The sequence below is a fragment of the Zhongshania aquimaris genome (assembly GCF_019312595.1).
Taxonomy (GTDB): Bacteria; Pseudomonadota; Gammaproteobacteria; order Pseudomonadales; family Spongiibacteraceae; genus Spongiibacter; species Spongiibacter aquimaris.
The window spans coordinates 1,154,360-1,164,279 of the sequence record NZ_JAHWDQ010000001.1 but is presented as its reverse complement, the minus strand read 5'-3'; the positions used below and the strand labels follow the sequence as shown (position 1 = coordinate 1,164,279).

8 protein-coding genes are annotated in these 9,920 nt (G+C 49.5%); 5 read left to right on the top strand and 3 right to left on the bottom strand.

The annotated features are described in order from the left end of the window. Nucleotides 1-479: 479 nt before the first annotated feature. Genes KXJ70_RS05275 through purM form a run of 3 tightly spaced genes read right to left on the bottom strand, consistent with a single transcriptional unit; the run spans nucleotide 480 to nucleotide 2,989 of the window. Entirely contained in the window at nucleotides 480-1,331 is an 852-nt protein-coding gene (locus KXJ70_RS05275) for a DUF3108 domain-containing protein (RefSeq protein WP_219042395.1), read from the bottom strand. Next, complete coding sequence (gene purN, locus KXJ70_RS05270) at nucleotides 1,285-1,935, bottom strand: phosphoribosylglycinamide formyltransferase (protein WP_219042394.1); 651 nt, start codon at nucleotides 1,933-1,935, stop codon at nucleotides 1,285-1,287. The genes KXJ70_RS05275 and purN overlap by 47 nt, the downstream gene beginning before the upstream one ends. Before the next feature lie 4 nt (nucleotides 1,936-1,939). Continuing rightward, on the bottom strand, nucleotides 1,940-2,989 hold the full coding sequence (purM, locus tag KXJ70_RS05265; protein ID WP_219042393.1) for a phosphoribosylformylglycinamidine cyclo-ligase: 1,050 nt from the start codon (nucleotides 2,987-2,989) through the stop codon (nucleotides 1,940-1,942). Between the two features lie 131 nt (nucleotides 2,990-3,120). On the opposite strand from purM, the gene KXJ70_RS05260 reads away from it, so the two are divergent. The 5 genes from KXJ70_RS05260 to KXJ70_RS05240 all read left to right on the top strand — a co-directional run bounded on the left by KXJ70_RS05260 (nucleotide 3,121) and on the right by KXJ70_RS05240 (nucleotide 9,842). After that, nucleotides 3,121-4,224 carry a DUF2066 domain-containing protein gene (locus tag KXJ70_RS05260; RefSeq protein WP_219042392.1) on the top strand — a complete coding sequence of 368 codons (1,104 nt, stop codon included), beginning with the start codon at nucleotides 3,121-3,123 and terminating at the stop codon, nucleotides 4,222-4,224. Continuing rightward, nucleotides 4,221-5,309 (top strand): AI-2E family transporter, encoded by a 1,089-nt coding sequence (locus KXJ70_RS05255; protein ID WP_219042391.1) that lies wholly within the window; start codon nucleotides 4,221-4,223, stop codon nucleotides 5,307-5,309. Before KXJ70_RS05260 ends, KXJ70_RS05255 begins: the two co-directional genes overlap by 4 nt. Then, entirely contained in the window at nucleotides 5,309-6,004 is a 696-nt protein-coding gene (gene hda, locus KXJ70_RS05250; RefSeq protein ID WP_219042390.1) for a DnaA regulatory inactivator Hda, read from the top strand. The genes KXJ70_RS05255 and hda overlap by 1 nt, the downstream gene beginning before the upstream one ends. A gap of 260 nt (nucleotides 6,005-6,264) precedes the next feature. Then, nucleotides 6,265-7,371 (top strand): OmpA family protein, encoded by a 1,107-nt coding sequence (locus KXJ70_RS05245; RefSeq protein ID WP_219042389.1) that lies wholly within the window; start codon nucleotides 6,265-6,267, stop codon nucleotides 7,369-7,371. A 287-nt stretch (nucleotides 7,372-7,658) separates the two neighbouring features. Then, a complete protein-coding gene (locus tag KXJ70_RS05240) occupies nucleotides 7,659-9,842 on the top strand; it encodes a molybdopterin oxidoreductase family protein (protein ID WP_219042388.1) in 2,184 nt (727 codons plus the stop codon). The last annotated feature ends 78 nt before the right edge of the window (nucleotides 9,843-9,920 follow it).

Genomic DNA, 9,920 nt, shown 5'->3' with positions numbered 1-9,920 from the left:
CGACCGAGTATCCAGAGTGAGCACAAGCGAATGCTTTTGAATTTTACCAAGCGCGGAGTAAATTAGATTTCGAGGTTTATGGGTCCCCGATCGGGGTCGGGGATAACGGTAATTGGAATTGCTTTGATATCCATTAAAACCCGCCGTCATACTCGGCCACGACCGAGTATCCAGAGTGAGCACAAGCGAATGCTTTTGAATTTTACCAAGCGCGGAGTAAATTAGATTTCGAGGTTTATGGGTCCCCGATCGGGGTCGGGGATAACGGTAATTGGAATTGCTTTGATATCCATTAAAACCCGCCGTCATACTCGGCCACGACCGAGTATCCAGTGTGAGCATAAGCGAATGCTTTTGACGTTGCGGTGCGTGTTGTAAATCAAGGTTCGAGTCATGGATCCCCGATCTGGTCGGGGATGGCATTATGCAGATCTGTATAGCCTTATTATCTGTCGAGCAGGAGAGAGCCAGGTTAAAAACTACTGGCTTAAGCCGGTTACGGATTTACCATTGAGGCTGGCATTGATTAGTTCTAAGGAATAAATCTCATCATCTTCGCGCTGCTCTAATCTTACGATTAGGTAATTCCAGTCCTTGGCCATCCATATCGTCGTTTCGCTGCTGCTACCTGGGCGCGAGCGCAGTAATTTGATGGTGCGCAATTTTCCTGCGGGGCTGCTTATGGTTTCTTCGCCGATTTTTTCGATGGTATAGGTTTTGTGCTTACCGCGACTGACGACGGTTTGGGTCATTTTTTTGCCGAGGCGATTTTCGATTAATGCTTCGCGCATTTTTAGCTGCGCGCCAAGTTGATCAAAGGTGTCTGTACTTACTTTAGACGACCACGGTTTGCGGTATTTTTTATCGCTGGCGGTGTTTTTAGCCCAGTCAAAATTAATGCGTTGGTCTTGTTTGCTACTCATATTATTCGAGTATTCGTAGTGCAGTGGCCGCAAGCCATCTTTGGTGCTTTCGATAAGGCTTTCCTCGTCGACCTTGATAAACATCAGTTTTGCTTGCTGGGAGAGCAACCAGTTATTTCCCTGTTTGCTGAGTGTGCGAGTTGCCGTTGTGGTGAGGCTGTTGCTGCTGATTTTGTATTCAGCGCGGTACGGCAGAATTTCCTTTGTTTGTGGTGCTGTGACTGTATTGCTTTGTGTAACAGCTTGAAGTGACTGGATTTGAGGTGTTGCATCGGTAGGGGAGGTGTTCGCGGGATACAGAGCGATGCCGCCGCTTGCGATCGATTGGTTAATTAAGGCGCAACATAACAGTGTGCCTAGGCTAGTCCGTTTGAAAAAGGATACCGCTTTCGGGAATGTTTTTATCATCAAGTACCGCCTTTGAATTCTGCAACTTCAAGCGTCCTTCGGCAAACCACTGTGCCGCCAAAGGGTAGATCGTGTGCTCTTTGGACAATACGCGATCGGCGAGGGTTGCAGCATCATCGCCGTCAAATATCGGTATTTTTGCCTGTATTATTGGCGGCCCGCCGTCTAACTCTTCAGTGACAAAGTGCACGGTGGCGCCAGCTTCTTTGTCGCCAGCGTCTATGGCGCGTTGGTGGGTGTGTAGCCCCGGGTATTTGGGGAGCAGGGACGGGTGGATGTTGATTAGCCGTCCTAAATAGTGACGAACAAAGCGCGGGGTGAGAATGCGCATAAATCCAGCGAGGACTATAAGGTTGGCGCCAAATTCATCAATTTTTTGCAGCAGGGCCTCGTCGAAATCTTCGCGACTGGCAAATTGCTTGTGATCGATACAGGCTGTTGCGATACCAGCTTCTTTCGCGCGGATAAGGCCGAATGCATCGGCCTTGTTGCTAATTACCGCGCTTATTTCGGTATCGGGCAGATTTTGGTTTTTGCAGGCGTCAATAAATGCCTGCAAATTAGAACCGCTGCCAGACAACAAAATCACCAGCTTGCACGGCATGAAATTACAGGCCTTCTATAACGACTTTTGGCTCGTCTTCCCCAGCGGCTTCAATACTGCCTATCACCATAGCTGTCTCGCCCTGTTGATTTAGCATGTCTATCACGCGCTCTGCATCGTCTTCCGCGACGGCGAGAACCATTCCGATACCACAGTTGAAGGTGCGGTACATTTCGCGTGATTCGACATTACCTTGTTCCTGCAACCAATCGAAGATAGCGGGGCGTTCCCAGCTATTTCCGTCTATCACAGCTTTGGTATGGCGCGGTAATACGCGTGGAATATTCTCTAACAGTCCACCGCCGGTGATGTGGGCCAGTGCGTTAACACGGTACTGCTTGATTACGCGGAGAATCGGTTTGATGTAAATTTTAGTTGGTGTGAGCAGTGTTTCGCCAAGGGTGCTGTCACCGAAGGGCTGGTCTAGCTTGGCGCCACTGTGTTCGATAATTTTGCGAACCAGAGAGTAGCCATTGGAGTGCGGCCCAGATGAAGTAACACCAATCAGCTTGTCGCCAATTCGCACAGAGCTACCGTCGATGATATTGGCTTTTTCTACGACGCCAACGCAGAATCCCGCTAGGTCGTAGTCATCGCCTTCGTACATGCCCGGCATTTCGGCAGTTTCGCCGCCGACTAATGCGCAGCCTGCTTGTTCGCAACCATTGCCTATGCCGCCGACAACACTGGCAGCAATATCGACGTTCAGCGCGCCGGTAGCATAGTAGTCTAGGAAAAATAAGGGCTCGGCACCGGTCACCAGCAGATCATTCACGCACATGGCGACGAGATCGATGCCGATGGTGTCGTGAATGCCAACTTCCATCGCGAGTTTTAATTTGGTGCCGACACCATCGGTGCCGGATACAAGAACGGGTTCTTTATATCCAGTAGGGATTTGGCATAATGCGCCAAAGCCACCAAGTCCGCTCATCACTTCTGGGCGGCGGGTGCGTTTCGCAACATCTTTAATGCGTTCTACTAGCGCGTCACCGGCATCGATGTCTACGCCGGCGTCTTTGTAACTTAAGCTTGGCTTACTGGTGTCAGTCATAATCGTTTGGCTGTCCTCTAAGAGGGCGCTATTCTAGCTTGATTGGGAGTTTAATTCAGCAGCAAAAAGGTGACTTTTTGCCACTAGACACCACGACCGCGTAGTGGCTTGCTACAATAGCCAATCGCAGCATGGAAAAGGACGTATATAAAGTGATGCAATTTATTCGGGTGCTGGTGTCAGTCGCTGCAATTTTTATTGCCTTGTCTGGGCAGCTTAGCGCGGCAGTCGTAGGAAATTTGTACGACGAACAGCTTATTGTAGAGTCTCAGTCCCGAGATGCGTTAAAGCAGGGCGCGGCAATTGCGTTGGAGCGGGTATTTGTCCGGGTCTCTGGCCGTCAGCAGCTGCGAGATAACTCAGTAGTGGCTGCGGCGCTTGCTGACCCCGAGCCGTATATGACGCAATACCGTTACCAGCGTAATAAAAATGCGGACGGTGAAGACGAATTGGCCTTGAGCCTGAGTTTTTCGCCTCGGCAAGTAAACGCTACTTTGCAATCGGCAGGCTTGCCGATATGGTCGGCGAATCGTCCTGCAGTATTGGTTTGGTTAGTTGCGGACACGATAGATGGTCGACATTTTGTCGGTGCCGATGCGGGTGAAAACTTGTTGATGGCTCTTGAGGCCGAGGCGAATCGCCGGGGGCTGGTGCTGCAAATGCCCTTATTTGATCTCGCAGATTCTGCAAATTTGAGCGTAGGCCAGTTATGGAAAATGTCAGTTGAGGATGTACGCACAGCGTCTGCCCGTTATTCCACCCCATTTATTTTGATGGGTCGCCTGTCCCAGTTTTCGACAGGGCAGTGGGTGGGGAGTTGGGCTGTATTGCAAGGCAGTGAGTCGACTCAACTTGATAGCGATGGCGCGGGTGAGGCTGAGGTTTTGGCGGCGCCGATTGATTATTTAGCGGATATGCAAGCGGCGACTTATTCGGTGTTGGCTAGCGCTGGCAACAGCGCGAACACGATGATTCATGTTTCAGGTGTTAAGGATTTTAGCGGTTACGCTAGCTTAGTGACTTATCTTGAAGGGCTCGCGGTCATTCAGCATGCCAACACAGTGTGGTTGGACAGGGATGAGTTAATTTTAGAACTGGTACTCAACGACGATATGGAAAAAGTAAAACGCTTTTTAAGCCTCGATGGACGGTTGCTCGAAAGTACTGCGATGGGTAGCGGGTCTTTTCCCGGAGTAGTGCGTGGACATTATCAATGGTCGGGTCGCGGCTTGTGATTTCTATTTCAAAGCCGGTTTGGGGTTTACTCACGGTTATCGGATTTGTCTTAACCGTGCATTTGCTGGCGCCAATTTTAATGCCGTTTTTACTTGCCGCAGTGTTCGCATATATGGGGGATCCCATTGCGGATAGGCTTGAGGCGCGCGGAATGGCGCGAACTACAGCGGTTGTGACTGTGTTTGTCGCACTCACTATAGTGACGGCTTTGTTGTTGTTGGTTACTGTGCCGCTACTGATAGAGCAGGTGCAGCTGTTAATAGAGCGTATTTACGACGGTATTGCCTGGGTTCAGCACACAGGCTTGCCTGCTTTGCGCCAGTATTTCGATTTGCCCGAACAGAAAAAGCCAATGGAAGCTGCCAAGGATGCCCTGAGTGAAAATTGGGAAAGTGCGGGCGGCATACTGTTTTATCTATGGGGCAAGGTAAGTGGCTCCAGTATGGCGGTGTTAACGTGGATCGCCAATGTAACCCTCGTGCCAGTGGTTACGTTTTATTTGTTGCGGGATTGGGATGTGCTCATGGCGGCCATCCGAAATTTGCTGCCGCGCTCAATAGAGGCACGCACGGTAATTATTGCAAAGCAGTGCGACGACATTCTTGGTGCGTTTGCCCGGGGTCAGCTTTTGGTGATGTTGGCCCTGGCGGTGGTATATACCATAGGGCTTTGGATAGTGGGGCTTGAGCTCGCCCTCGTACTTGGGCTGCTCGCTGGTTTGGCGAGTATCGTGCCGTATCTGGGTGTCATTGTCGGAATTTCTGCAGCGGGGTTAGCGGCATTTTTTCAATTTGACAGCCTGTGGCCAATGGTTGGCGTCGCCGCTGTGTTTGGCCTAGGCCAAGCGCTTGAGTCAATGGTGCTTACGCCAATGCTGGTAGGTGACAAAATAGGCCTGCATCCGGTTGTTGTTATTTTTGCTATTTTGGCGGGCGGACAACTATTTGGTTTTGTCGGCATATTGCTCGCGCTACCCGTAGCAGCAGTCGTAAAGGTTATGATCAATCATCTTCACGACTATTATAAAGATAGTGAGTTTTACGACGAGAAACATAGCATGGCAGCATCGGATGATGTGGAATAATGACCAGTCCGCAACTGCCCTTGGCGCTAAAGCTTGATACCGAAGCGACCTTCGAGAATTTTTATACGCCGGAACGTCATCGTCTTTTAGTCAATCAGCTTGCAGAACAAGCGCAGGGCCGGGGCGAGAAGTGGATATACCTTTTCGGTAGCGGCGGCCGAAGCCATCTTTTGCAAGCCTGCTGCCATTTGACTGAGGCGGCTGGACGGTATGCGCGCTATATTCCTATTGCAGAGTTACTCGACTTTGATCCCGAGGCATTACTTGAGGGGGCAGAGTTTTTAGATTTGCTGTGTTTCGATGACGTACAGCTTATCGCGGGCCGCGAAAACTGGGAGCGCGCAGTTTTTAATTGCTACAACAAAATGTTAGCCACAGACGCATGTCTGTTGGTGTCATCCTCGCTTGCACACGCCCAACTGCAGATTGAATTACCCGACTTAAAATCGCGCCTGCAGAGTTTAAGTAGCTACCGTTTGTCTGAGTTGGATGAGGCTGAGCGTATGGCTGCTTTGCAATTCAAGGCCAAAATACGCGGCATTGTGGTGTCCGACGCGGTGGCGGAGTACATATATACACGCTGCCAGCGAGATGCGAAGAGTTTATTTGATCTATTAAATGTGCTGGATCAATTAAGCTTGGTAGAGCAGCGAAAGTTGACGATTCCCTTTGTGAAGAAGGCAATGAATTGGTGAAATTTGTCAATAATATTGTGAATAAGTGTAAATACGGCTACTTTTAGCAGACAAGAGGGAACTCACATGAGTTTTACGCCTCTTAGCGACTGATATCCTTGCAAAAACGTTTTTACATCTTCGTTAAGTGGAATTACGGATTGGCTTGGTAAAATTACACAAAATCAGGCGTGCAAGCGGTGTCGCTCGTGTTATTCTGAAGTTATGGCGTGCTTACACGGCATAGCGAAGGGAAGTTTAAAAAAATTAGGGGGAGAATTATGCGTAAAGTCCTATTAGGCGCTGCAATTGCTGCAGTAATTTGTCCGACATTGGCAACTGCCGGTGAAGATGGCAAGTGGTATATAAACCCAGCAGTGGGCTACATGGTATTTGATAATACTCGTGATCTTGATCCAGAAGCAGCGGCTCTGCTTGGCGCTGAGCGTAAGTTTAATAAAGATTGGGGTATGGAGCTTCGCGCTTTTTACAGCGATGCTGAGCATTACCGTGGCAACCCTAACCTTGACCAAGAAGTCTTAGGTGCTAGCGTTGATGTGTTGCGTTATTTCAGCAGCGCATCAAAGGTAACACCATACTTGGCCGGCGGTATTGGCGAAGTGCACTCTAATCCAGCTACTGGTGGATACGGTGATCAAACTCAATTAAATGCTGGTGGTGGTTTCCGCTACGCTTTAGATGACGCTTGGTCAGTTCGTACCGATGCTCGTTACATCTATGGTACTGACAATGAAACTGCTGATGGCATTTTGTCTGTTGGTTTAAGCTACGCTTTTGGTGGCACTTCAGCGCCGGCTCCAGCTCCAGCTCCAGTTGTTGGTGATTCAGACGGCGATGGCGTTGAAGATGGTGTAGATCAGTGCCCAGGCACGCCAGCGGGTGTTGCTGTTGATGCCAGGGGTTGTGCGCTTGATCAAGACGGTGACGGCGTGCCGAACTACCGTGACAAGTGTCCGAATACGCCAGCTGGTCGTCAAGTCGACAAGTTTGGTTGTAAGTATGTTCTCAAGCAAACCGAGACTATCCGCTTAGAAATCAATTTTGCTCATGACTCTGACGCAATTCCTCCTGCCTACGCGGGTGAGTTGAAGAAAGTTGCTGACTTTATGAATAAGTATGATAGCACCGCAACTGTGGTTGAGGGGCATGCTGATAGCACTGGTGCAGCAGCTTATAACAAGCAGCTATCTCAGCGCCGTGCTGATGCTGTTCGGAATGCGTTGATCCGTGACTACGGAATTGCTGCAAGCCGTATAAGTGCAGTGGGCTACGGTGAAGAGCGTCCAATTGCTGATAACAAAACAGCAGCTGGTCGTCTTTCTAACCGCCGTGTTATTGCGGTTGTGCCGGTAGAAGTTGTTGAGTAAAGTTTGATTCACTAAGTGAGTCAGTAGAAAGGGGCCTTCGGGCCCCTTTTTTGTTTCGTCCCCGTTAAATACCTCTCCTGCCTAGTCTCAAAATCGCTTTGTCCATACGGTCTTTTCTCGCATATTTGCCCATTTATTGTGAGGTTTACTCATATGGCATGGATCTTGTAGATCTGAAAGTCTAAAGGCCACAAATTGGTGTTTTTCACCATTATGGTGCACTTGATAATAGCCTGCTGCTAATGGGGTGCTTCAGATTGGTGCGATGGAGTGACGGGGAGAGTTAAATGATATTTGGCCGGAAAAATCGTAAGCCAATCACAATTACGGATAAAAAAGTCGTGGACTGGAAATACGCAGTCTGCGGCTATTGCTCTACAGGCTGTTCAATCGAGGTGGGTTTGAATGCTGAAGGTAAACCAGTTGCTAGCCGTGGCAAGGGCAATGCACCTGTTAATCAGGGAAAATTGTGCATTAAAGGTATTTTTGAGCATGAGTTGAGTGGCACTGCTGGGCGTGGCACTGAGCCGCTGATGCGCAATAAAATTTATGATAATTTCCAAGCAAGCAGTTGGGATGCCGCGCTGGATAAAACAGCGGCGGAATTTATCCGTATTCAAGAAAAATATGGGCGTGACAGCATCGCGGTAGTATCGACGGGGCAGTTATTGACCGAAGAGTTTTACACCTTGGGTAAATTAGTGCGTGGTGTCATAGGCACCAATAACTACGATGGCAACACCACCTTGTGTATGGCGTCGGCTGTATCTGGATATAAACGCTCCTTCGGTGCAGACGGTCCACCGGGTTGCTATGACGATTTTGAAAGTACCCACTGTCTTATGGCCTTTGGCTCAAACTTGCCAGAGCAGCATCCAATCATTTATTGGCGTCTTAAAGAGGCCTTGGAAAAGCGCAAGTTCCCATTAATCGTTGTTGATCCACGGGTCACGATGTTTGCCCAGTTTGCAGATATACATCTGCCGATAACACCGGGTACTGATTTAGTTCTATTGAACGCGCTTGCGCACGTGATTTTAGCGGAAGACCTGCAAGACCAAGCTTATATTGAAGCTCACTGTAATGGGTTTGAAGAATTAAAGGCGATCGTCGCGAAATACGACCCCGTTACCGCGTCGCGGATTTGCGGTATTGACGCTGACATGATCAAAAATGTCGCGCGTATCTACGCAAAAGCGCCATCTGCCATGAGTATTTGGACGATGGGAATTAACCAGAGCACCCACGGGACAGATGGGGTGTGCGGCATAAACAATTTAAACCTAATCACCGGAAACATTGGTATCCCTGGTGGCACTAGCTTGTCGATTACCGGTCAATGCAATGCCATGGGTACCCGCGAATGGTCTTCGTGTTCGGGCTTGCCAGGGTATCGCATGCTCGAAAAGCAAGAGCATCGCGACGAGGTTGCTAAGTTTTGGGGAGTTGATGCGGACTTCTTCCCCGCCAAGCGCGGTTTGCAGCAGACCGATATTTTCCCTGCCATCGAGTCCGGCGAAATTAAAGCGCTGTGGATTGTGGCTACTAATCCGCTTACCTCCATGCCCAATCAGCCGCGCATAAAAAAGGCCTTGGAAAAACTCGAGTTTATGGTGGTGCAAGACGGATACAAAGACTGCGAAACGGTAAATTTTGCTCACGTATATTTACCCGGTGCACTTTGGGGCGAAAAAGAAGGTGTGCAAACTAATACCGAGCGTCGGGTGAACCTAGTCCGCAAATTTGTCGAGCCGCCGGGGCAAGCGAAACCCGATCACTGGGTATTTAGTGAATTAGCTAAGCGCTTTGAGCGTGGCCGGGCAATGACGTTTCCGGAAACCACGTCTGATATATTTGACGAAATGAAGATGCTGTCGAAGGGCGCTAAGCGTAATTTAGATATATCGGGCATGAGCCACGATTTGATTGAAGCTCAGCGCGGAATTCAATGGCCTATGCGCGAGGGAGACGAGACTGGCAGTCCTCGGCTCTACAGTGACGGTGTATATCCAACGCCTAACGGCAAGGCGAACTTGCTTGCCATGGATTATGTCGAAGACAACGAAGTGCCCAGCGAAAGTTACCCATTTTGGTTAAACAGCGGGCGGGTTGTTGAGCATTTTCACACCCGTACCAAGACGGGGAAAATAGGTAATTTAAATAAATTTAGCCCCACACCTTATATGGAGATGAACCCTGACTCCGCGCGCGAGCAAGGTGTAAAACATCAGAGCTATGTGCGCTTGGTGTCGAAACGCGGCGATGCGGTTGTGATGGTCCAGCTTACCCAGCGAGTGCCACACAATATGGTATTCATTCCCATGCACTATCACGATTGCGTGAACCGTCTATCGCTGGGCTTACTCGACCCCTATTCGCGCCAGCCTGCGTTTAAGCAATGCGCGGTGCGCATTGAGCAAATAGATCAAAAGGAAGCGGGTCGATTAAATGTCGAGCGTCGGGCTTATTGATTCGAGGTGACTTGTTGCGGCCGCAGGCCAACAGGCCTTCTCACAGTAAATCGCGAATTTAGGTTTTTAGTGGTTGTT

What these genes read in the sequence shown, in the direction of transcription:
- KXJ70_RS05275 (WP_219042395.1), bottom strand. Translation starts at nt 1,331, where the DNA reads ATGATAAAAACATTCCCGAAAGCGGTATCCTTTTTCAAACGGACTAGC.
- purN (WP_219042394.1), bottom strand. Translation starts at nt 1,935, where the DNA reads ATGCCGTGCAAGCTGGTGATTTTGTTGTCTGGCAGCGGTTCTAATTTG.
- KXJ70_RS05240 (WP_219042388.1), top strand. Translation starts at nt 7,659, where the DNA reads ATGATATTTGGCCGGAAAAATCGTAAGCCAATCACAATTACGGATAAA.
- purM (WP_219042393.1), bottom strand. Translation starts at nt 2,989, where the DNA reads ATGACTGACACCAGTAAGCCAAGCTTAAGTTACAAAGACGCCGGCGTA.
- KXJ70_RS05260 (WP_219042392.1), top strand. Translation starts at nt 3,121, where the DNA reads ATGGAAAAGGACGTATATAAAGTGATGCAATTTATTCGGGTGCTGGTG.
- KXJ70_RS05245 (WP_219042389.1), top strand. Translation starts at nt 6,265, where the DNA reads ATGCGTAAAGTCCTATTAGGCGCTGCAATTGCTGCAGTAATTTGTCCG.
- hda (WP_219042390.1), top strand. Translation starts at nt 5,309, where the DNA reads ATGACCAGTCCGCAACTGCCCTTGGCGCTAAAGCTTGATACCGAAGCG.